This window comes from Kitasatospora dryopteridis, assembly GCF_050749075.1.
GTDB lineage: Bacteria > Actinomycetota > Actinomycetes > Streptomycetales > Streptomycetaceae > Kitasatospora.
The window spans coordinates 4,544,378-4,565,888 of record NZ_CP192749.1; the positions used below are offsets into that span (position 1 = coordinate 4,544,378).

Annotated in this window: 21 protein-coding genes; 19 read left to right on the plus strand and 2 right to left on the minus strand. The window is 72.0% G+C overall.

The genetic code is table 11. The features are described from left to right. The first annotated feature begins 16 nt into the window (after positions 1-16). From ACQ614_RS20740 to ACQ614_RS20770, 7 genes are all read left to right on the plus strand, one after another. Positions 17-1,642, plus strand: coding sequence for a serine/threonine-protein kinase (locus ACQ614_RS20740; RefSeq protein WP_431679998.1), 1,626 nt, complete (start codon positions 17-19; stop codon positions 1,640-1,642). A 119-nt stretch (positions 1,643-1,761) separates the two neighbouring features. Beyond that, positions 1,762-2,976 carry a cyclic dehypoxanthinyl futalosine synthase gene (mqnC, locus tag ACQ614_RS20745; RefSeq protein ID WP_431679999.1) on the plus strand — a complete coding sequence of 405 codons (1,215 nt, stop codon included), beginning with the start codon at positions 1,762-1,764 and terminating at the stop codon, positions 2,974-2,976. A gap of 10 nt (positions 2,977-2,986) precedes the next feature. Further along, a complete protein-coding gene (locus ACQ614_RS20750) occupies positions 2,987-3,595 on the plus strand; it encodes a hypothetical protein (RefSeq protein ID WP_431680000.1) in 609 nt (202 codons plus the stop codon). 205 nt (positions 3,596-3,800) lie between these two features. Beyond that, the gene (locus tag ACQ614_RS20755; RefSeq protein ID WP_431680001.1) at positions 3,801-4,373 is read left to right on the plus strand and encodes a hypothetical protein; all 573 of its coding nucleotides are present in this window, start codon (positions 3,801-3,803) and stop codon (positions 4,371-4,373) included. 149 nt (positions 4,374-4,522) lie between these two features. Further along, a complete protein-coding gene (locus ACQ614_RS20760; RefSeq protein ID WP_363488798.1) occupies positions 4,523-5,215 on the plus strand; it encodes a demethylmenaquinone methyltransferase in 693 nt (230 codons plus the stop codon). Between the two features lie 167 nt (positions 5,216-5,382). Continuing rightward, positions 5,383-6,663, plus strand: coding sequence for a geranylgeranyl reductase family protein (locus ACQ614_RS20765; RefSeq protein WP_431683975.1), 1,281 nt, complete (start codon positions 5,383-5,385; stop codon positions 6,661-6,663). 59 nt (positions 6,664-6,722) lie between these two features. Next, on the plus strand, positions 6,723-7,271 hold the full coding sequence (locus ACQ614_RS20770) for an FHA domain-containing protein (RefSeq protein ID WP_431680002.1): 549 nt from the start codon (positions 6,723-6,725) through the stop codon (positions 7,269-7,271). A gap of 21 nt (positions 7,272-7,292) precedes the next feature. Here the strand turns inward: ACQ614_RS20770 and ACQ614_RS20775 are convergent, their stop codons facing one another. Together ACQ614_RS20775 and ACQ614_RS20780 are read right to left on the minus strand one after the other, a co-directional pair. Next, positions 7,293-7,622 carry a MazG-like family protein gene (locus tag ACQ614_RS20775; protein WP_431680003.1) on the minus strand — a complete coding sequence of 110 codons (330 nt, stop codon included), beginning with the start codon at positions 7,620-7,622 and terminating at the stop codon, positions 7,293-7,295. 74 nt (positions 7,623-7,696) lie between these two features. Next, positions 7,697-8,416 (minus strand): DUF2278 family protein, encoded by a 720-nt coding sequence (locus tag ACQ614_RS20780; RefSeq protein WP_431680004.1) that lies wholly within the window; start codon positions 8,414-8,416, stop codon positions 7,697-7,699. 516 nt (positions 8,417-8,932) lie between these two features. Between ACQ614_RS20780 and ACQ614_RS20785 the strand changes: the two genes are divergently transcribed. Genes ACQ614_RS20785 through nuoL form a run of 12 tightly spaced genes read left to right on the plus strand, consistent with a single transcriptional unit; the run spans position 8,933 to position 21,505 of the window. Beyond that, positions 8,933-9,292: an NADH-quinone oxidoreductase subunit A gene (locus tag ACQ614_RS20785; RefSeq protein ID WP_014137597.1), complete on the plus strand. Its 360-nt coding sequence runs from the start codon at positions 8,933-8,935 to the stop codon at positions 9,290-9,292. Positions 9,293-9,352: 60 nt separating this feature from the next. Next, on the plus strand, positions 9,353-9,907 hold the full coding sequence (locus ACQ614_RS20790) for a NuoB/complex I 20 kDa subunit family protein (protein WP_431680005.1): 555 nt from the start codon (positions 9,353-9,355) through the stop codon (positions 9,905-9,907). Next, on the plus strand, positions 9,904-10,608 hold the full coding sequence (locus ACQ614_RS20795; RefSeq protein ID WP_431680006.1) for an NADH-quinone oxidoreductase subunit C: 705 nt from the start codon (positions 9,904-9,906) through the stop codon (positions 10,606-10,608). Before ACQ614_RS20790 ends, ACQ614_RS20795 begins: the two co-directional genes overlap by 4 nt. Continuing rightward, entirely contained in the window at positions 10,608-11,936 is a 1,329-nt protein-coding gene (locus tag ACQ614_RS20800; RefSeq protein ID WP_431680007.1) for an NADH-quinone oxidoreductase subunit D, read from the plus strand. The genes ACQ614_RS20795 and ACQ614_RS20800 overlap by 1 nt, the downstream gene beginning before the upstream one ends. After that, positions 11,933-12,673, plus strand: coding sequence for an NADH-quinone oxidoreductase subunit NuoE (gene nuoE / locus ACQ614_RS20805; protein ID WP_431680008.1), 741 nt, complete (start codon positions 11,933-11,935; stop codon positions 12,671-12,673). The genes ACQ614_RS20800 and nuoE overlap by 4 nt, the downstream gene beginning before the upstream one ends. Beyond that, positions 12,673-14,031 (plus strand): NADH-quinone oxidoreductase subunit NuoF, encoded by a 1,359-nt coding sequence (nuoF, locus tag ACQ614_RS20810; protein ID WP_431680009.1) that lies wholly within the window; start codon positions 12,673-12,675, stop codon positions 14,029-14,031. Before nuoE ends, nuoF begins: the two co-directional genes overlap by 1 nt. Continuing rightward, positions 14,028-16,487, plus strand: coding sequence for an NADH-quinone oxidoreductase subunit G (locus ACQ614_RS20815; protein ID WP_431680010.1), 2,460 nt, complete (start codon positions 14,028-14,030; stop codon positions 16,485-16,487). The genes nuoF and ACQ614_RS20815 overlap by 4 nt, the downstream gene beginning before the upstream one ends. Further along, positions 16,487-17,833, plus strand: coding sequence for an NADH-quinone oxidoreductase subunit NuoH (nuoH, locus tag ACQ614_RS20820; RefSeq protein ID WP_431680011.1), 1,347 nt, complete (start codon positions 16,487-16,489; stop codon positions 17,831-17,833). The genes ACQ614_RS20815 and nuoH overlap by 1 nt, the downstream gene beginning before the upstream one ends. A 6-nt stretch (positions 17,834-17,839) precedes the next feature. Then, the gene (nuoI, locus tag ACQ614_RS20825) at positions 17,840-18,442 is read left to right on the plus strand and encodes an NADH-quinone oxidoreductase subunit NuoI (RefSeq protein ID WP_431680012.1); all 603 of its coding nucleotides are present in this window, start codon (positions 17,840-17,842) and stop codon (positions 18,440-18,442) included. After that, a complete protein-coding gene (locus ACQ614_RS20830; protein ID WP_431680013.1) occupies positions 18,439-19,296 on the plus strand; it encodes an NADH-quinone oxidoreductase subunit J in 858 nt (285 codons plus the stop codon). The genes nuoI and ACQ614_RS20830 overlap by 4 nt, the downstream gene beginning before the upstream one ends. Then, complete coding sequence (gene nuoK, locus ACQ614_RS20835) at positions 19,293-19,592, plus strand: NADH-quinone oxidoreductase subunit NuoK (protein ID WP_030268988.1); 300 nt, start codon at positions 19,293-19,295, stop codon at positions 19,590-19,592. Before ACQ614_RS20830 ends, nuoK begins: the two co-directional genes overlap by 4 nt. Before the next feature lie 14 nt (positions 19,593-19,606). Then, complete coding sequence (gene nuoL, locus ACQ614_RS20840) at positions 19,607-21,505, plus strand: NADH-quinone oxidoreductase subunit L (protein WP_431680014.1); 1,899 nt, start codon at positions 19,607-19,609, stop codon at positions 21,503-21,505. Positions 21,506-21,511 lie beyond the last annotated feature (6 nt).

Sequence of the window (21,511 nt, forward strand, 5' to 3'; positions counted from 1 at the left end):
ACGGGAGGCGGGGGCGATGGAACCACTGAGCGGGGCGGACCCGGCACGGGTCGGCGCGTACCGGCTGCTGCGCCGGCTCGGCGCAGGCGGCATGGGCCGCGTCTACCTCGGCCGCACCGCCGGCGGCCGGACGGTCGCGGTCAAGGTGGTGCGCGGCGAACTCGCCGACGACCCCGAGTTCCGGGCCCGGTTCCGCCAGGAGGTCGCCGCCGCGCGCCTGGTCGGCGGCCGCTGGACGGCCCCCGTGCTGGACGCCGACACCGAGGGCGACCAGCCCTGGGTGGCCAGCGGCTACGTCGCCGGGCCCTCGCTCGACGCCGCCGTCCGGCGGCACGGCCCGCTGCCCGTCCCCGCCGTCCACACCCTCGGCTCGGCGCTCGCCGAGGCCCTGGAGCAGGTGCACGGCCTCGGCCTCGTGCACCGGGACGTCAAACCCTCCAACGTGCTGCTCGCCCTCGACGGGCCGCGCCTGATCGACTTCGGCATCGCCCGCGCCCTGGACGCCGCCACCGCCCTCACCCGCTCCGGCTACGTCGTCGGCTCGCCCGGCTACCTCTCGCCCGAGCAGGCTTCCGGCGAACCGGCCGGGCCCGCCGGGGACGTCTTCTCGCTCGGCGCCGTCCTCGCCTTCGCCGCCACCGGCACCGCCCCCTTCGGCGAGGGCGTCAGCGCCGCCGTCCTGCTCTACCGGGTGCTCCACGAGGAGCCCGCCCTCGACGGGATCACCGGCCCGCTGCACGACGCCGTCCGTGCCTGCCTCGCCAAGCACGCCGCCGACCGGCCCACCCCGGCCGAGCTGCGGGCCCTGCTCGCCCCCGGGGCCGTCCCCGCGGGCGGCGACTGGCTGCCGCCCGCCGTCTCCGCCGCCGTGGCCCGCACCGCCGTCGAACTCCTCGACCTGGAGGCCCACGGCCCGGACGCCGAAGCCGCCGCCCCGCCGCACCCGACCGCCCCGCCACCACCCGCAGGCACCCCGGCCGGTACGCCCGCACCCGCGGCCGCCCCGCCGATGCCGCACGACCGCACCCCGACCGAGCTCGACCGGCCCGCTCCGCGCCGCACCCGGTCCCGCGCCCGCTGGGCGGTGCCGCTCGCCGTGCTGGCCGTCCTCGCCGCCGGCGGCGGACTGTGGCAGGTGCTGCGCCAGTCCGACGACCGGGGGAGCAGCCAGGACGCCAGAACCACCCTCCCGTCCGGCTGGGCCTCGGCCCCCGGCTCCTCAGGCGGCAGCGGGCCGGGCAGCGGCGGGCCGACCGGTACGGCACCGAGCAGCGCCGGATCGACCGACACCCTCCCGGCCGGCTACCTCGGCAGCTGGCAGGGCACCATCACCACCCGGGTCGGCGGCCTGCCCAGCACCTTCCGGGTGGAGTTCACCGCGGGCCGGGTCGGCCAGGTCGTCGGGCGTACCAGCAACGCCTCGGCCTTCAGCGACACCGTCTGCCGCGGGGAGCTCACCCTGCTCACCGCCTCCGCCGACCGGATCGAACTCCAGGAGCGCCCGGTCGGCACCGACCCCAAGTGCACCGGCCAGCCCGAGAAGCAGACCTACAACCCGGCCGGGAACCGGCTGCTGCACATGGAGGTGAGCGGCGCAGCACTCGGCATGGACCCCTCCGGGGATCTCGCCAAGCAGGGGTGACGGGGCGGCGAAAAGCCCTGGCGTAGGCTGGTTCGGTCCTGCCGTCCGGGTGCTCCGCCCGTCCGGGGGCGCCCCGCCGCCCACCGGCCCCGCCGTTGGAAAGAAAGTAGGCCCGCCAGGTGTCCGAGCAGACCCTCGACTCCCCCGCCGCCGACCTGCAGGCCGTCCTCGACCGTGCGGCCGCCGGCGGCCGGATCACCCCCGAGGAGGCGCTGGAGCTGTACCGCTCCGCGCCGCTGCACGCTCTCGGCTCGGCCGCCGACGCGGTGCGCCGCCGCCGCTACGCGGGCGTCGAGCACATCGCCACGTACATCATCGAGCGGAACATCAACTACACCAACGTCTGTGTGACGGCGTGCAAGTTCTGCGCGTTCTACGTGCCGCCCAAGAGCGACAAGGGCTGGTCCCGCGACCTCGACGAGATCCTCCGCCGCTGCGCCGAGACGGTCGAGCTGGGCGGCACCCAGATCATGTTCCAGGGCGGCCACCACCCGGACTACGGCGTGGAGTACTACGAGCGCGCGTTCTCCGCGATCAAGGCGGAGTTCCCGCAGCTGGTGATCCACTCGCTGGGCGCCTCCGAGGTCGAGCACATGGCCCGGATCTCCGGGGTCACCGTCGAGGAGGCCATCACCCGCATCCACCGGGCGGGCCTGGACTCCTTCGCCGGCGCCGGCGCCGAGCTGCTGCCCGAGCGGCCTCGCAAGGCGATCGCCCCGCTCAAGGAGTCCGGCGAGCGCTGGCTGGAGATCATGGAGGTCGCGCACGGCCTCGGCGTCGAGTCCACCTCCACCATGCTGATGGGCACCGGCGAGACCAACGCCGAGCGCATCGAGCACCTGCGGATGATCCGCGACGTGCAGGACCGCACCGGCGGCTTCCGGGCCTTCATCCCGTACACCTACCAGCCGCAGAACAACCACCTGAAGGGCCGGACCCAGGCCACCGTCTTCGAGTACCTGCGGATGATCGCCGTCGCCCGCCTGTTCCTCGACAACGTCGCCCACATCCAGGGCTCCTGGCTGACCACCGGCAAGGAGGCCGGCCAGCTGTCGCTGCACTACGGCGCCGACGACCTGGGCTCCGTGATGCTGGAGGAGAACGTCGTCTCCGCGGCCGGCGCCAAGCACCGCTCCAACCTCACCGAGCTGATCCACCTGATCCGGGCCGCCGGCCGCACCCCCGCACAGCGCTCCACCACCTACGAGCACCTGCGCGTCCTCGACGACCCGGCGAACGACCCGGTCGACCCGCGGATCGCCTCGCACATCGCCTCCACCGCCATCGAGGGCGGCACCGCCCACCCGGAGCTGAAGATCCTCTCGGCGAACTGACCGCGCACCGATGCTGACGCTGCACCGCGCCGCGCTGCTCCTCGCCGACCCGGCCGACCCGGCGGCGCAGGCCGTACCCGACGGCGCGGTGCTCGTCGACGGTGCCCGGGTCGCCTGGCTCGGCCCGTACGCCGAGCGGCCCGGCACCTCCGCCCGCCTGCGGGAATGGCCGGGGCTGCTGGTGCCCGGCCTGCTCAACCCGTACGGGGCGTGGCTGCTGGAGCGGCTCTACCACCCCGACCCGCGCGAGGAGCTCGGCGACCGGCCGCTGGCCGTCGAGGTGCCCGAGGACGCACTCGGCGGCTCCGCCCGGCGCGGCCTGCAGCGGATGCTCGGCCACGGCACGACCGCCGTCGCCGGCCCGTTCGAACACCCGGCCGTGCGGACGGCGGTGGCCCGCTCCGGGCTCACGGCCGTGCCCGGCGACGGCGCCGAGGGCGGCCTCGACCCGCTGGCCGGGCGCCGCCTCGCCCGGGCCGTGCACCGCCCGCTGCGGGCCGGCGGCCCGGCCGACTTCGCGGTCTTCGACGCCGCCTCGCGGGCCGCCCTGGAGCAGGCCGGCGCGGGCTGCTGCCTGGCCACCGTGCTCGGCGGACGGCTGCTCTACCGCGGCCGCTGACGGCCCCTCGCCGGCCGCCGGGCGCACTCTCCCCGGCTGACGCCGCAAAAGGTCGTACAAACCGCACACATCCTGCCGTGACCTGAGGCACCGCCAGCGGCTACGATCCCGGACAGCCACTCAGGGACGGCTGCTCGGGACGGCCCCGGGGTGCGTCCCTCACCACCGGGCCCCGACCGGGCCCCGGCCGCCAGGACAAGGACCGATGCGACCCGCCACCGCCCCCCGCCAGCCAGCCCCCCGGCTCGGCCGCGGCTGGTACCTCGGGGCGGTGCTGAGCGCCGTGCTCGCCCTCGGCATGTGCCTGCTCGGCTGGCGCCAGGCCGACCAGGCGGACCGGATCACCGCCAACCCCGTCCGCGTCCAGGGCACCGTCACCCAGCTCCCCGGCGGCAGCGGCTCCTACAGCGAGGTCGGCTACACCGCCGAGGGCCGCCGCCTCACCGCCGCCGACCTGTGGCTGCCCGAGGGCGCCGGGCTCGGCGACACCGTCTGCCTGGAGCACGCCGCCGACGACCCGGGCGCCGTCCGGGTCTGCGGCAACCGCTACCCGCAGCCGGTCGGCATCACCCTCGCCCGCACCAGCGTCCCGATCGCCCTGCTCTTCCTCGGCCTGTGCCTGGCCCGCATCCTGCGCGACCGCCGCACCCGGCCCGCCCGCACCGGGCACGGCGGGGTGCGGACCACCATGGTGCTGGCCGCCGAGGGCATGCCCGCCCTCACCCACGGCAAGCGCTCCCGCCGCCGCCGCAGGGGCGGCCGCCGCAGGCAGTCCTAGAAGGGCACCCGGGCAGCCGCCCAGGGGCGCGCGGGGGCACCCGATGCGCCCGGCGGTTCTGCCGCGAAGCATCCGGCTGCGGGCGGGCCGCGCCACCCCGAGGTGCACCCGTGTCCCGCAGCGTCCGACCCAGGGTGAACAATGGGGGCGTGACCCGAGCCTCTCTGGACAAGCAGCCCCACGAAGTCGCCGCCATGTTCGACGACGTCGCGGCCAAGTACGACCGCACCAACGACGTGCTCTCCCTCGGCCAGGCGCGCGCCTGGCGGCGGGCGGTCGCCGACGCGGTCGCGGCCGAGCCGGGCCAGCTCGTCCTCGACCTGGGCGCGGGCACCGGCACCTCCTCGCTGCCCTTCGCCGAGGCCGGCGCCAAGGTCGTGCCCTGCGACTTCTCCACCGGCATGCTCGCCGAGGGCAAGCAGCGCCACCCCGAGCTGGCGATGACCGCCGGCGACGCGACGAAGCTGCCCTTCGCCGACGCCACCTTCGACGCCGTCACGATCTCCTTCGCCCTGCGCAACGTGCAGGACACCGACGCCGCGCTGCGCGAGATGCACCGTGTCACCAAGCCCGGCGGAAAGATCGTCATCTGCGAGTTCTCCACCCCGACCTGGACGCCGTTCCGCACGGTCTACACCGAGTACCTGATGCGCGCCCTGCCGCCGGTCGCCACCGCGGTCAGCAGCAACCCCGACGCGTACGTCTACCTCGCCGAGTCGATCCGCTCCTGGCCGGACCAGCCCGAACTCGCCGCCAAGCTGCAGCAGGCCGGCTGGGCGAAGGTCGCCTGGCGCAACCTCACCGGCGGCATCGTGGCGCTGCACCGCGGTTTCCGCGCATAAGCCCTGACGGGGGCGCGTCTTGTGGATCGGGCCGGGCCCGCGTGCCCCGGCACCCTGGTCCGGCCCGATCCACGAGACACGCCCTAGACTCAGTCGGGGCCAGCCCGGCCCAGCCGTCCGCCGTTCCAGTGCAGGAGTGTGCCCCTGTGTCCGAGACCGCCATCGACCTGAGCGGCCCCGTCGAGAGCACCGCTGACGTCATCGTGGTCGGCGCCGGCCCCGCGGGTTCCACCACCGCGTACTACCTGGCGCAGGCCGGCCTGGACGTCCTGCTGCTGGAGAAGACCGAGTTCCCCCGGGAGAAGGTCTGCGGCGACGGCCTGACCCCGCGCGCCACCAAGCAGCTGGTCGACATGGGCATCGACGTCTCCACCGAGAACGGCTGGCTGCACAACAAGGGCCTGCGGATCATCGGCGGCGGCGTCCGCCTGGAGCTCGACTGGCCCGAGCTGTCCGCCTTCCCGGACTACGGCCTCGTCCGCAAGCGCGCCGACTTCGACGAGCTGCTGGCCCGTCAGGCCTCCAAGGCCGGCGCCCGGCTGTACGAGAACTGCAACGTCACCGGGCCCGTGCTGGACGAGCGCAGCGGCCGGATCACCGGTGTCACCGCGAAGCTCGGCGACGAGAAGCGGCCGGTCGTCTTCCGCGCCCCGCTGGTCGTCGCCGCCGACGGCAACTCCACCCGGCTGTCGGTCGCGATGGGCCTGCACCGCAGGGAGGACCGCCCGATGGGCGTCGCCTACCGCACGTACTTCACCTCGCCGCGGCACGACGACGACTACCTGGAGTCCTGGCTGGAGCTCTGGGACACCCGGCACGGCCAGCGCAAGCTGCTGCCCGGCTACGGCTGGATCTTCGGCATGGGCGACGGCACCAGCAACGTCGGCCTCGGCATCCTCGACTCCTCGCCCGCCTTCGGCGACCTCAACTGGCGCGAGGTGCTGAAGAGCTGGTGTGCCAGCATGCCCGAGGAGTGGGGCTACACCCCGGAGAACATGACCGACCCGATCCGCGGTGCTGCCCTGCCGATGGCCTTCAACCGGCAGCCGCACTACACCCGGGGCCTGCTGCTGGTCGGCGACGCCGCCGGCATGGTCAACCCGTTCAACGGCGAGGGCATCGCCTACGCCATGGAGTCCGGCCAGATCGCCGCCGGAGTCATCGTCCAGGCGCTGGCCCGGGTCACCGACGCCGGTCGGGAGCGCGCCCTGCAGCGCTACCCGCAGATCCTCAAGGACGTCTACGGCGGCTACTACTCGATGGGCCGCGCCTTCGTGAAGCTGCTCGGCAACCCGAAGATCATGCAGACCGCGGCCGAACGCGGCCTCACCCACCCGATCCTGATGAAGTTCCTGCTCAAGCTGCTCGCCAACCTCACCGACCCGCAGGGCGGCGACGCGATGGACCGCATCATCAACGGCCTCGCCAAGGTCGCGCCGAGGGCCTGACGGCCCGTCCGCACGGCGCCGCTGGACAGGGAAGTTCGGCTGGCCGGACAATCCCTTCCATGGCGTCAGCAGAGTTCGGGGCAGAGGTGGCCCGGCCGTCCGAGGCCGACCGCGAGCGGGCGCTCGGAGTGCTGCGCGACGGGGTCGGCAACGGACGGCTGTCCCACGACACCTTCATGCGGCGGATGGAGCTCGTCCTCGTCGCCCGTACCCGCGCCGAGATCGACGAGGCGCTCGCCGGTCTGCCGGGCGGCGGACCGGTCGGCCGCTTCGTGCTGCGCGCCGTCGGCGGGGTCTCCGCCTTCCACGTCCGGCTGCGGCGCACCTGGCGCAACCAGCAGCTGCCCGAACTCGGCCTGCCGCAGCCGGGCCCCGAGCCGCTGCGGATCGGCCGCAACCACGGCAGCGGCCTGCGGCTGTCGGACTCCACCGTCTCCCGCACCCATGCGGAGCTGCGCTACCAGGACGGCGGCTGGGTGCTGTACGACCTCGGCTCGGCCAACGGCACGTTCGTCAACGGCCGCCGGGTGACCGGCCCGGTACGGGTCCGCCCGGGCGACCAGGTCGGCTTCGGCCGCACGTCCTTCCGCCTCGGCGGCAGCCAGTAGCCGAAGGCACCGGGCAACCCGTCAGCGTTCCCGGTGGGCGGCCAGGGAGCGGGCCTCGATGCGGGCGAGGCGGTCCTCGAAGACGGCCCGGGCGTCCGGGGTGAGGGTGCGCAGGGCGACCAGGGCACTGACCACCACGTCGCACAGTTCGGCCTGGACGTCCTCCCAGCTGTGGGTGACGCCCTTGCGCGGGTTCTGCCCGAGCGCCCCTATCACCGCCTGTCCGACCTCGCCGACCTCCTCGGACAGCTTGAGGACGCGCAGCAGCCGCTCCTCCCCGGAGGGCAGGCTGCTCGCGCCGTCCAGCCAGCCCACCAGGCGGTCGATGCTCTCCCAGCTGCGGGTCTCCACGGTGGCGGCTCCTGTGCGGCGTCGGACGGGCGGGCCTCCACCGTACGGGAGCGGGGCCGGGGTCCGGCAGGGCGTCAGCGGGGGTGGCCGTCCTCGTCGGTGGTGAGGACCTGGGTGTCGAACTTGATCTGCCTGACCAGCACCGACCCGGTGGGGTGCTCGCAGACCACCGCGCCGTCCTGCCAGGGCCCGTTGTCGTCCCACCACTGGCTGCCGTACGGGTCGCCCTGGTTCCGGTGGACGTCGTGGACGCCGGGGCCGGTGTCGAAGCGCCGGCCGAAGACGTAGATCCGGCTCGCGGCCTGCAGGTGCGGCCGGAGGACGTCGAGGGCGTTGTCGCCGTTGCTGCCGACCCGGGGGAAGGCCCGCACCGGCAGCAGGTCGGCCAGCCGGTCGGCGAGGCCAGGGCCGAAGGCGGCGGCGCCCACCGCGGGGCGCTTCAGCAGCAGCCGCAGCCGGCGGACCAGGGCGGCGAGCGGGGCGAGCCAGGTGACGTCCTGCAGCACCGGGCTGCGGACGTAGTCGAGCGGCCCGGAGGCCGGGGTGGAGGCCAGCGGGTGGAAGCCGTCGGCCAGTGCGCGGACGGCGGCGATGTCGGCGGTGGTCAGGCCGTCCACCACCCGGTGGGCGACGCCGTTGTCGCTCGGCGAGTCCACGTCCAGGGCCGCGCGGTACGGGCCTTCGGGCGTCGCCAGGGTCGGATGGCCGTGGTACCAGTGGCCGAAGTCGTGCGAAGGGTCCCTGGTGAAGGCCTGGAAGGTGCCGATGGCCACGCCGTAGAGGGGGAGGGGCATGGATCAAGGTTCGCGGCCCGCCCGGTGGGCGGCCGGCCGCTGAACGGGTGCGGCGGCCCGGGAGGCGGCCGGCCCCGGGAGCCGTGTTCGTGAGCTTGTGAAGGAAAGGTCAATCGGCTGCAACGGCGTCGCACCCGGGCGGGTGAGGACCTATATCACGCCTGATGGAGTGCTCCGAAATTTGCGATGGCCGCAGCATGATTGATATAGGCACAAGGCTCTGACCAGTCGCTTCAGAAGTGAATGCGACTGTTTGTGACCATTTGCCTTCATCGGGTGGTTAAGGCGTGGCTTGATCACCTTGGTGATCGTTTGTCAGGTGGCGCAGATCACAAAGATCGTTCAGAACCGCGTGTCGCAGATCACAAGCCGACGGGCATAGGATGCGCTCGATCCTGGCTTTGTGAACTGCCTCACATGGAGTTGATCTCATGGTCCGGATCACCGGATCACCCCAGCGTGACCCGGCAGTTCCTATCTGCAGTCAAGGACGACTGGACGGAGGGAGCGGGGGCTATGAATGCCTACGCGCCGATCCTCGTACTCGGTGCCATCGCGGCGGCGTTCGCGGTCGGTTCCGTCGTGATGGCCTCGCTCACCGGCCCGAAGCGCTACAACCGGGCCAAGTTGGAGGCGTACGAGTGCGGTATCGAGCCGACCCCGCAGCCGGTGGGCGGCGGGCGGTTCCCGATCAAGTACTACCTGACGGCGATGCTCTTCATCGTCTTCGACATCGAGATCGTCTTCCTCTACCCGTGGGCGGTCAGCTTCGACGCCCTGGGGATCTTCGGGCTGGTCGAGATGCTCCTGTTCATCGCCACCGTCTTTGTTGCGTACGCCTACGTCTGGCGCCGCGGCGGTCTGGAGTGGGACTGACCGCTGACTTTGTGAACGGGCGGACAAGCCACCGGACTTGAGGGCATTGAGAGGGATCTGATGGGTATCGAGGAGAAGCTGCCGAGCGGCTTTCTGCTCACCAGCGTGGAGACCGCCGCTGGGTGGGTGCGGAAGGCGTCGCTCTTCCCCGCCACCTTCGGCCTGGCCTGCTGCGCGATCGAGATGATGACGACCGGCGCCGGCCGCTACGACCTGGCCCGGTTCGGCATGGAGGTGTTCCGCGGCTCCCCGCGGCAGGCCGACCTGATGATCGTGGCCGGCCGGGTCAGCCAGAAGATGGCCCCGGTCCTGCGGCAGGTCTACGACCAGATGGCCAACCCGAAGTGGGTCATCTCGATGGGCGTGTGCGCCTCCTCCGGCGGCATGTTCAACAACTACGCGATCGTCCAGGGCGTGGACCACATCGTCCCCGTCGACATCTACCTGCCGGGCTGTCCGCCCCGCCCGGAGATGCTGATGGACGCGATCCTCAAGCTGCACGAGAAGATCCAGCACGAGAAGCTCGGCGTGAACCGCCGCCGTGCCGAGGAGCAGGCCGAGCAGGTCGCCCTGCACGCCACCCCGGTCAGCGAGATGCGGGGGCTGCTGCGATGAGCGAGCAGAACGGCCTCCCCGCCACCCGCAAGGAGATCCCCGTCGAGGTGATCGGCAAGCGCCAGGGCATGTTCGGCGCCCAGGACACCGGCGACACCTCCGGCTTCGGCGGCCTCACCCGCCCCGTCGCCCTGCCCCCGGCCAGCACCCGCCCCTACGGCGGCTGGTTCGACGAGGTGGCCGACGAACTCGAGGGCGCCCTCGAGGAGCAGGGCCTCGACGTCGCCGACGTGATCGAGAAGACCGTCGTCGACCGCGGCGAACTCACCTTCCACGTCGCCCGCGAGCACCTCCTGCAGACCGTCCGCACCCTGCGCGACGACCCGGCGCTGCGCTTCGAGCTCTGCCTCGGCGTGAGCGGCGTCCACTACCCGGCCGACAAGGGCCGCGAGCTGCACGCCGTCTACCACCTGCGGTCGATCACCCACACCCGGCTGATCCGGCTGGAGGTCACCGCCCCGGACACCGACCCGCACATCCCGTCCGTCGTCAGCGTCTACCCGACCAACGACTGGCACGAGCGCGAGACCTACGACTTCTTCGGCCTGGTCTTCGACGGCCACCCCGCCCTCACCCGGATCATGATGCCGGACGACTGGCTGGGCCACCCGCAGCGCAAGGACTACCCGCTCGGCGGCATCCCCGTCGAGTACAAGGGCGCCCAGATCCCGGCGCCCGACCAGCGGAGGTCGTACAGCTGATGACCACTCACTACGAAGAGGCGGGCTCCCGCGAGACCACCGAGGGACGGGTCTTCACCGTCACCGGCGGCGACTGGGGCGAGGTCGTCGACGCCGTCGCCCGCGCCGACGACGAGCGGATCATCGTCAACATGGGCCCCCAGCACCCGTCCACCCACGGCGTGCTCCGGCTCATCCTGGAGATCGACGGCGAGACGGTGAAGGAGGCCCGCTGCGGCATCGGCTACCTCCACACCGGCATCGAGAAGAACATGGAGTTCAGGACCTGGGTCCAGGGCACCACCTTCGTGACCCGCATGGACTACCTGACGCCGCTGTTCAACGAGACCGCCTACTGCCTGGCCGTCGAGAAGCTCCTCGGCATCACCGCGGACGTCCCCGAGCGGGCCACCGTCATCCGCGTTCTCATGATGGAGCTCAACCGCATCTCCTCGCACCTCGTGGCGCTCGCCACCGGCGGCATGGAGATCGGCTCCACCACGCTGATGATCTACGGTTTCCGCGACCGCGAACTCATCCTGGACGTCTTCGAGCTGGTCACCGGCCTGCGGATGAACCACGCCTACGTCCGCCCCGGCGGCCTCGCCCAGGACCTCCCGCCCGGCGCCGTCGACAAGATCCGCGAAGCGGTCCAGCTGTTCCGCTCCCGGATGCACGAGTACGACAAACTCGCCACCACCAACCCGGTGTTCAAGGCCCGCCTGGTCGACGTCGGCCACCTCGACCTCGCCGGCTGCCTCGCCCTCGGCGCCACCGGCCCGATCCTGCGCGCCACCGGCCTGCCGCACGACCTGCGCAAGACCGACCCGTACTGCGGCTACGAGAACTACGACTTCGAGGTCTCCACCGCCGACACCGCCGACTCCTACGGCCGCTTCCTGATCCGCCTGGACGAGATGAAGCAGTCCCTGCGGATCGTCGAGCAGTGCCTCGACCGGCTGAAGCCCGGCCCGGTCATGGTCGGCGACAAGAAGATCGCCTGGCCCGCCCAACTCGCCGTCGGCCCCGACGGCATGGGCAACTCCCTCGACCACATCCGGAAGATCATGGGCACCTCCATGGAGGCCCTGATCCACCACTTCAAGCTGGTCACCGAGGGCTTCCGGGTGCCCGTCGGCCAGGCCTACGCGGCCGTCGAATCGGCCAAGGGCGAACTCGGGGTGCACGTGGTCAGCGACGGCGGCACCCGGCCCTACCGGGTCCACTTCCGCGACCCCTCGTTCACCAACCTGCAGACGATGGCGGCGATGTGCGAGGGCGGCCAGGTCGCCGACGTCATCGTCGCAGTGGCCGGGATCGACCCGGTGATGGGAGGCGTGGACCGGTGACCAACGTCGAACTCGGGCTCCCGGCACTGCCGGCCAAGCCGTACCCGCAGGACGTCCACGAGCGGCTCGCCGCCGACGCCCGCGAACTCATCGGCCGCTACCCGGTCGCCCGCTCCGCCCTGCTCCCGCTGCTCCACCTCGTCCAGGCCGAGGAGGGCTGCGTCACCCCGACCGGCATCCGCTTCTGCGCCGAACAGCTCGACCTCACCACCGCCGAGGTCACCGCCGTCGCCACCTTCTACACCATGTACCGGCGCCGGCCCGCCGGCGACTACCACGTCGGCGTCTGCACCAACACCCTGTGCGCCGTCCTCGGCGGCGACCAGATCTTCGACGAGCTCAAGCAGCACCTCGGCATCGAGAACAACCAGACCACCGACGACGGCGCGATCTCCATCGAGCACATCGAGTGCAACGCCGCCTGCGACTACGCCCCCGTGGTGATGGTCAACTGGGAGTTCTTCGACAACCAGACCCCCGAGAGCGCCAGGCAGCTCGTCGACGACCTGCGCGCCGGCCGGGAGGTCCGCCCCACCCGCGGCGCCAAGCTCTGCTCCTTCAAGGAGACCGCCCGCATCCTCGCCGGCTTCCCCGACGAGCGCCCCGGCGCCGTCGACGAGTCCGGCGCCGGCGGCACCCCCTCCCTCGCGGGCCTCAAGCTCGCCAAGGGCGAGGCCCTCCCCGGCACCCCCGGCACCAAGGTGGTCGCCCCCCGGCACGAAGGGACCGAAGCGTGATGACCTCCGCCGAACCGGCCGAGAAGCTCCTCTCGCCGGTCCTCTCCGCCAGCTGGGACGACGAACGCCCCTGGACGCTGGAGACCTACCTGCGCCACGACGGCTACGCCGGCCTGCGCAGCGCCCTCGCCATGCCGCCCGACGAGGTCATCGCCCTCGTCAAGGACGCAGGCCTGCGCGGCCGCGGCGGCGCGGGCTTCCCCACCGGCATGAAGTGGCAGTTCATCCCGCAGAACGACGGCAAGCCGCACTACCTGGTGGTCAACGCCGACGAGTCCGAGCCGGGCACCTGCAAGGACATCCCGCTGCTCTTCGCCAACCCGCACTCCCTCATCGAGGGCATGGTCATCGCGTCCTACGCGATCCGCTGCAACCACGCGTTCGTCTACCTGCGCGGCGAGGTCGTCCCGGTGCTGCGCCGGCTGCAGGCCGCCGTCGCCGAGGCCTACGAGGCCGGCTACCTCGGCAAGGACATCCTCGGCTCCGGCATCGACCTGGACATCACCGTCCACGCCGGCGCCGGCGCCTACATCTGCGGCGAGGAGACCGCCCTCCTCGACTCCCTGGAGGGCCGCCGCGGCCAGCCCAGGCTCCGCCCGCCGTTCCCCGCCATCGCCGGCCTCTACGCCTGCCCGACCGTCGTCAACAACGTCGAGTCGATCGCCTCCGTGCCGCCGATCCTCAGCCGCGGCAAGGACTGGTTCAAGAGCCTCGGCACCGAGAAGTCCCCCGGCTTCACCCTCTACTCGCTGTCCGGCCACGTCACCAACCCCGGCCAGTACGAGGCCCCGCTCGGCATCACCCTGCGCCAGCTGCTGGAGATCAGCGGCGGCATCCGGGCCGGCCACCACCTCAAGTTCTGGACCCCGGGCGGCTCCTCCACCCCGATGTTCACCGACCAGCACCTCGACGTCCCGCTCGACTACGAGGGCGTCGGCGCCGCCGGCTCCATGCTCGGCACCAAGGCCCTCCAGGTCTTCGACGAGACCACCTGCGTCGTCCGCGCCGTCACCCGCTGGACGGAGTTCTACGCCCACGAGTCCTGCGGCAAGTGCACCCCCTGCCGCGAGGGCACCTACTGGCTCGTCCAGCTCCTCAAGCGGATCGAGGCCGGCCAGGGCGAGACCGGCGACCTGGAGAAGCTCCTCGACATCGCCGACAACATCAACGGCAAGTCCTTCTGCGCCCTCGGCGACGGCGCGGCCAGCCCCATCGTCTCCTCGCTCCAGTACTTCCGCGAGGAGTACGAGCAGCACCTCACCGAGCGGCGCTGCCCGCTCGACCCCGCCGCCTCCACCGTCTGGGCCGGGCGGCCCCACGCCAACGAGTCCGCCACCGAGAGGGAGGTGCACGCGTGACCGTCACCACTCCGACGAACAGCGGCTCCGCCGCGGGATCCACCGACCTCGTCACGCTCACCATCGACGGCGTCGAGGTCCAGGTCCCCAAGGGCACCCTGGTCATCCGTGCCGCCGAGCAGATCGGCACCCAGATCCCGCGGTTCTGCGACCACCCGCTGCTCGACCCGGCCGGCGCCTGCCGCCAGTGCATCGTCGAGATCGAGGGCCAGCGCAAGCCGGTCGCCTCCTGCACGATCCCCGTCGCCGAGGGCATGGTCGTCCGCACCCAGCTGAGCTCCCCGGTCGCCGAGAAGGCCCAGCGCGGCGTCATGGAACTGCTGCTCATCAACCACCCGCTGGACTGCCCGGTCTGCGACAAGGGCGGCGAATGCCCCCTGCAGAACCAGGCCATGTCCACCGGTGACGCCGACACCCGCTTCGACGGCGTCAAGCGCACCTACCCCAAGCCCGTCCCGATCTCCACCCAGGTCCTGCTCGACCGCGAACGCTGCGTGCTGTGCGCCCGCTGCACCCGCTTCTCCCAGCAGATCGCCGGAGACCCCTTCATCGACCTCGTCGAACGCGGCGCCCTCCAGCAGGTCGGCACCGGCGAGGGCGACGACTTCCACTCCTACTTCTCCGGCAACACCATCCAGATCTGCCCGGTCGGCGCCCTCACCTCCGCCGCCTACCGCTTCCGCTCCCGCCCCTTCGACCTGGTCTCCTCACCCAGCGTCTGCGAACACTGCTCCTCCGGCTGCTCGCTGCGCACCGACCACCGCCGCGGGAAGGTCATGCGCCGCCTCGCCGGCGACGACCCGCAGGTCAACGAGGAATGGAGCTGCGACAAGGGCCGCTTCGCCTTCCGCTACGCCCAGCTGCGCGACCGCCTCGCCACCCCGCTGGTCCGCGGCGAGGACGGCGAACTCGCCCCCGCCTCCTGGCCCGAGGCCCTCGCCAGGGCCGCCGAGGGCCTGCGCGGCGCCCGCACCGGCGTACTCGCCGGCGGCCGGGTCACCGTCGAGGACGCCTACGCCTACGGCAAGTTCGCCCGCCTGGTGCTCGGCACCAACGACGTCGACTTCCGGGCCCGCCGGCACAGCAGCGAGGAGGCGGACTTCCTGGCCGCCGCCGTCGCCGGCCGCGGCACCGACCTCGACGGCACCGGCACCACCTACGAGCAACTGGAGAACGCCCCGGCCGTCCTGCTCGCCGGCCTCGAGCCCGAGGAGGAGTCGCCGATCGTCTTCCTGCGGCTCCGCAAGGCCGTCCGCGGCAACGGCCAGCGCATCTACGCGATCGCCTCGCACGCCACCCGCGGCCTCACCAAGCTCCGCGGCGCCCTGCTGCCCGCCGCCCCCGGCACCGAGGCCGAGTGGCTCGCCGCCCTCGCCGGCGACGAGGTGCTCGCCGACGACGCCGGCCGCGCCGCCGACGCGCTGCGCTCGCCCGGCTCGGTGATCCTGGTCGGCGAACGGCTCGCCGCCGTCGCAGGCGGCCTCACCGCCGCCCTGCGGCTCGCCCACGCCACCGGCGCCGCACTCGCCTGGGTCCCGCGGCGCGCCGGCGAACGCGGCGCCGTCGAGGCCGGCGCCCTGCCCGGCCTGCTGCCCGGCGGCCGCCCGGTCACCGTGCTCGCCGCCCGCGCCGAGGCCGCCGCCGCCTGGGGCGTGCCCGACCTGCCGTCCCGGCTCGGCCGCGACACCGACCAGATCCTGGCCGCCACCGCCGCCGGCGACCTGGACGCCCTGCTGGTCGGCGGCGTCGACACCGACGACCTGCCCGACCCGGCACTCGCCGAGGAGGCGCTCACCCGCGCCGCCTTCGTCGTCTCGCTGGAGCTGCGGCCCTCCGCCGTCACCGCGCACGCCGACGTGGTGCTGCCGGTCGCCGCGGTCGCCGAGAAGGCCGGCACCTTCCTCGACTGGGAGGGCCGGGTCCGGATGTTCGAGCCCGCGCTCAAGGCCGACCAGCTGATGCAGCGCCACCTGCACTCCGACGTACGGGTCCTGCACATGCTCGCCGACGCCCTCGACCGCCCGCTCGGCCTGCCGGACGTCACCGCCGCCCGCCGCGAACTCGACCGCTTCACCCCGTGGACGGGCGACCGGCCGGCCGCCCCCGCCGCGCACCCCGCGCCGCTGCCCCGTCCCGCCACCGGCCAGGCCGTCCTCGCCGGCCACCGGATGCTCCTCGACAACGGCACCCTCCAGACCGGCGACGAGCACCTCGCCGGCACCAGGCACCCGGTCGTCGCCCGGATCTCCCCGGTCACCGCCGCCGAGATCGGCGCCACCGCCGCACTGCGGGTCACCGGCCCGGCCGGCTCCGTGGTGCTGCCGCTGGAGATCACCCAGGACATGCCCGACCGCACCGTCTGGCTGCCCCTCAACTCCACCCCGGGCGGCGCCCAGCGCGCCCTCGGCACCACCGTCGGCCACCTGGTCACCATCGCACCGGCTCAGGAGGCGTGATGCACAACCTCGCTGCCCCCCAGCTGCTCGCCGCCTACGACACGCTCGCCTTCTTCGGCCGCGACCCCTGGTGGCTGGTGCTGCTCAAGGCGGTCTTCGTCTTCGCCTTCCTCGTCCTCACGGTGCTGATCGCCATCGTCTGGGAGCGCAAGGTCGTCGCCTGGATGCAGCTGCGCATCGGCCCCAACCGGCACGGCCCCTGGGGCATGCTGCAGTCGCTCGCCGACGGCATCAAGCTGGCCCTCAAGGAGGACCTGGTCGTCACCGGGGCCGACAAGGTGGTCTACATCCTCGCGCCGATCGTCAGCGCCATCCCGGCGTTCATGGCCTTCGCGGTGATCCCCTTCGGCCCGGCCGACGACCAGGTGTCGATCTTCGGCACCCGCACCCCGCTGCAGCTCACCGACCTGCCGATCGCCGTGCTCTACATCCTGGCGACCGCCTCCGTCGGCATCTACGGCATCGTGCTGGCCGGCTGGTCCTCCGGATCGACGTACCCGCTGCTCGGCGGCATCCGCTCCTCCGCCCAGATGATCAGCTACGAGATCGCGATGGGCCTGTCCTTCGCCGCGGTCTTCATCTACTCGGGCTCGATGTCCACCTCGGAGATCGTCGCCTCCCAGCAGCCGACCTGGTTCGCGGTGCTGCTGCCGGTCTCGTTCATCGTCTACATCATCGCGATGGTCGGCGAGACCAACCGGGCGCCGTTCGACCTCCCGGAGGCCGAGGGCGAGCTGGTCGGCGGCTTCAACACCGAGTACTCCTCGCTGAAGTTCGCGATGTTCATGCTCGCCGAGTACGTCAACATGGTGACCGTCTCGGCCGTCGCCTCCACCCTCTTCCTGGGCGGCTGGCGCGCCCCCTGGCCGATCTCCGCGTTCTGGGAGGGCGCCAACCACGGCTGGTGGCCGATGCTCTGGATCATCATCAAGATCCAGCTGCTGCTGTTCTTCTTCATCTGGCTCCGCGGAACGCTGCCCCGGCTGCGCTACGACCAGTTCATGAAGCTCGGCTGGAAGATCCTCATCCCCGTCTCGCTGGTCTGGCTGGTGATGGTGGCCAGCGTCCGGGCCCTGCGCAACGAGGGCTACGACTTCGCCCAGGTGGTGCTATGGGTCGGCGCACCGATCGCCGCCGTCCTCCTGCTCGCCCTGGTCTGGGACCTGCTGCGGAAGAAGCCCGCCGAGGCGAAGCCCGCCCCGCCCGCCGCGTTCGACCCCATGGCCGGCGGCTATCCGGTGCCGCCGCTGCCCGGCCAGGAACTCCCGCCGGTGCCGCGCCGTCGGCGCCGCGCCCCGCAACTCCAGGACGCCCTCAACGGGGCCGACCACACCGAAGGGAGCTGAGCCGACATGCCGTCCGACGACACCTCGGGGCACGACACGACAGCCCGGCCGTCGATCCTCGGCCCGGCCGCCGGCTTCGGCGTGACCTTCCGGGCCATGTTCAAGAAGCGGCTCACCGAGCAGTACCCGGAGCAGAAGAAGCCCACCGCGCCGCGCTTCCACGGCCGCCACCAGCTGAACCGGCACCCGGACGGCCTGGAGAAGTGCGTCGGCTGCGAGCTGTGCGCCTGGGCCTGCCCGGCCGACGCCATCTACGTCGAGGGCGCCGACAACCGGGACGACGAGCGCTACTCGCCCGGCGAGCGGTACGGCGCGGTCTACCAGATCAACTACGCCCGCTGCATCCTCTGCGGGCTCTGCATCGAGGCCTGCCCGACCCGCGCGCTCACCATGACCAACGAGTACGAGCTCGCCGACTCCACCCGGGCCGACCTGATCTTCACCAAGGAGCAGCTGCTGGTCGGCCTCACCGAGGGCATGGTCGACAGCCCGCACGCCATCTACCCCGGGGCCGACGAACAGGCCTACTACCGGGGCGAGATCACCCAGGCCGCGCCCGGCACCGTGCAGCAGGAGCGGCACCAGGACGAGAAGGAGGTGCAGCCATGACCTCCACCGGAGAGGCCGTCCAGTTCTGGGTCCTCGCGGTGATCGCCGTCGGCGGTGCGCTCGGCATGCTGCTGATGAAGAAGGCGGTGCACAGCGCGCTCTGCCTGGCGGCGACGATGCTGGCGCTCGCGGTCTGCTACATGGCCCAGGGCGCGGTGTTCCTGGGCGTGGTGCAGATCGTCGTCTACACCGGCGCGATCATGATGCTCTTCCTGTTCGTGGTCATGCTGGTCGGCGTCACCAGCGCGGACTCGCTGAAGGAGCAGCTCAAGGGCCAGCGGTTCGCCGCGGTGCTCTGCGGGCTCGGCTTCGGCGTGCTGCTGATCGCGGGCCTGGCCAACGCCAAGCTGCGGGACTTCACCGGCCTGTCGGCGGCCAACGCCGAGGGCAACGTGCCGGGCCTGGCCCGGCTGATCTTCACCAAGTACGTCTGGGCCTTCGAGGTCACCGGCGCACTGCTGATCACCGCGGCGATCGGCGCCATGGTGCTGACCCACCGCGAGTACGTGCAGAAGCCGAAGACCCAGCGCGAGCTGGCCTCCCAGCGGGTCAAGGACAACCTGCAGGTGCCGCCGATGCCCGCGCCCGGCGTCTACGCCCGGCACAACGCCGTCGACGTCCCCGGCCTGCTGCCCGACGGCACCGTCGCCGAGGACTCGGTGATGGGCACCCTGCGCGAGCGCGGCCAGATCCGCGACGTCAGCCAGGAGATGCTGCAGCGGATGGCGGAGCTGGAGGATTCCACCGCCGAGTGGCTGGGCCGCCCGTCCTCCGCCCGCCCGGCGACGCCCGAGCAGCGCGCCGCGCTGGAGACGGTGCCGACGAAGGAGAAGAAGAAGGAGGACGAGGCGTGAACCCGGTCAACTACCTCTACCTCTCGGCCCTGTTGTTCACCATCGGCGCGTCCGGTGTGCTGATCCGGCGGAACGCGATCGTGCTGTTCATGTGCGTCGAGCTGATGCTCAACGCCTCGAACCTGGCGCTGGTGACCTTCTCCCGGATGCACGGCAACCTGGACGGCCAGATCATCGCGTTCTTCACCATGGTGGTCGCGGCGGCCGAGGTCGTGGTCGGCCTCGCCATCATCGTGAGCATCTTCCGGACCAGGCACACCGCCTCGGTCGACGACAGCAACCTGATGAAGCTGTAGGCGGAGGGCCCTCGGTGAACTCACTCATTCCGCTGCTGGTCGCGGTCCCGCTGGCCGGCGCCGCCCTGCTGCTGCTCGGCGGGCGCGCGCTCGACCGGTTCGGCCACTGGCTCGGCACCCTGGCCGCCGCCGCCTCCTTCGGCCTCGGCCTCGTCCTCTTCTCCCAGATGCTCGGCCGGCCCACGGAGGAGCGGCCGGTCGTCGAATTCCTGTACAGCTGGATCCCGGTGAACGGCTTCCAGGCCGATGTCGCCTTCCAGCTCGACCAGTTGTCCATGACCTTCGTCCTGCTGATCACCGGCGTCGGCACGCTGATCCACATCTACTCGGTGGGCTACATGGCCCACGACGAGCGCCGCCGCCGCTTCTTCGGCTACCTCAACCTGTTCCTGGCCGCCATGCTGCTGCTGGTGCTGGCCGACAACTACCTGCTGCTGTACGTCGGCTGGGAGGGCGTGGGCCTCGCCTCGTACCTGCTGATCGGCTTCTGGCAGCACAAGCCGAGCGCGGCGACGGCCGCCAAGAAGGCGTTCATCGTCAACCGGGTCGGCGACCTCGGCCTGTCGATCGCGATCATGCTGATGTTCGTCGAGTTCGGCTCCTTCACCTTCGGCCCGGTCTTCGGGGCGGCCGACGACGCGAGCGAGGGCAAGCTCACCGCGATCGCGCTGATGCTGCTGCTCGCCGCCTGCGGCAAGTCCGCCCAGGTGCCGCTGCAGTCCTGGCTCGGCGACGCCATGGAGGGCCCGACCCCGGTCTCCGCACTGATCCACGCGGCGACCATGGTGACCGCCGGCGTCTACCTGATCGTGCGCTCGGCGGACATCTTCAACCTGGCGCCCGACGCCCAGCTCGTGGTGACGGTCGTCGGCGCGGTCACCCTGCTCTTCGGTGCGATCGTCGGTTGTGCCAAGGACGACATCAAGAAGGCACTGGCCGGCTCGACCATGTCGCAGATCGGCTACATGGTGCTGGCCGCGGGCCTCGGCCCGATCGGCTACGTCTTCGCGATCATGCACCTGGTGACCCACGGCTTCTTCAAGGCCGGGCTCTTCCTCGGCGCCGGATCGGTCATGCACGGCATGAACGACGAGGTGAACATGCGGCACTACGGCGGCCTGCGCAAGTACATGCCGGTCACCTTCGCCACCTTCGGCCTCGGCTACCTCGCCATCATCGGCTTCCCCGGCCTGTCCGGCTTCTTCTCCAAGGACAAGATCATCGAGGCGGCGTTCTCCAAGGGCGGCACCGAGGGCTGGGTCCTCGGCCTGTGCGCCCTGGTCGGCGCGGCCGTCACCGCGTTCTACATGACCCGCGTGATGATGATGACCTTCTTCGGCGAGAAGCGCTGGCAGCCCGACCCGGAGACCGGCGAGGAGCCGCACCCGCACGAGTCGGCCAAGGTCATGACGCTGCCGATGGTCGTGCTCGCGGTCGGCTCGGTCTGCGCGGGCGCGCTGTTCACCTACGGCGACGCCTTCCTGAAGTGGCTGGAGCCGGTCACCGGCTTCGAGGAGGGCCACCCGCCGATCCCGGCGGCCGTCGTCACCGGGCTCACCACCGTCTGCATGCTGGCCGGCGTCGGCCTCGCCTACGCCATGTACGGCCGCAGCCGCATCCCGGTCACCCCGCCGGTGGGCTCCCCGCTCACCCGGGCCGCCCGCCGCGACCTGCTGCAGGACGACTTCAACCACGCCGTGCTCGTCCGCCCCGGCTCCGCGCTCGCCGCGACGCTGGTCTGGTTCGACATCCGCGGCCTGGACGGCTTCGTCAACGGCCTCGCCGCCACCATCGGCGGCATCTCCGCCCGCCTGCGGAGGGTGCAGACCGGCTTCGTCCGCACGTACGCGCTCTCCATGTTCGGCGGCACGCTCGTCCTGGTCGCCACCACCCTGCTGATGAGGTCGGTCTGATGGAAG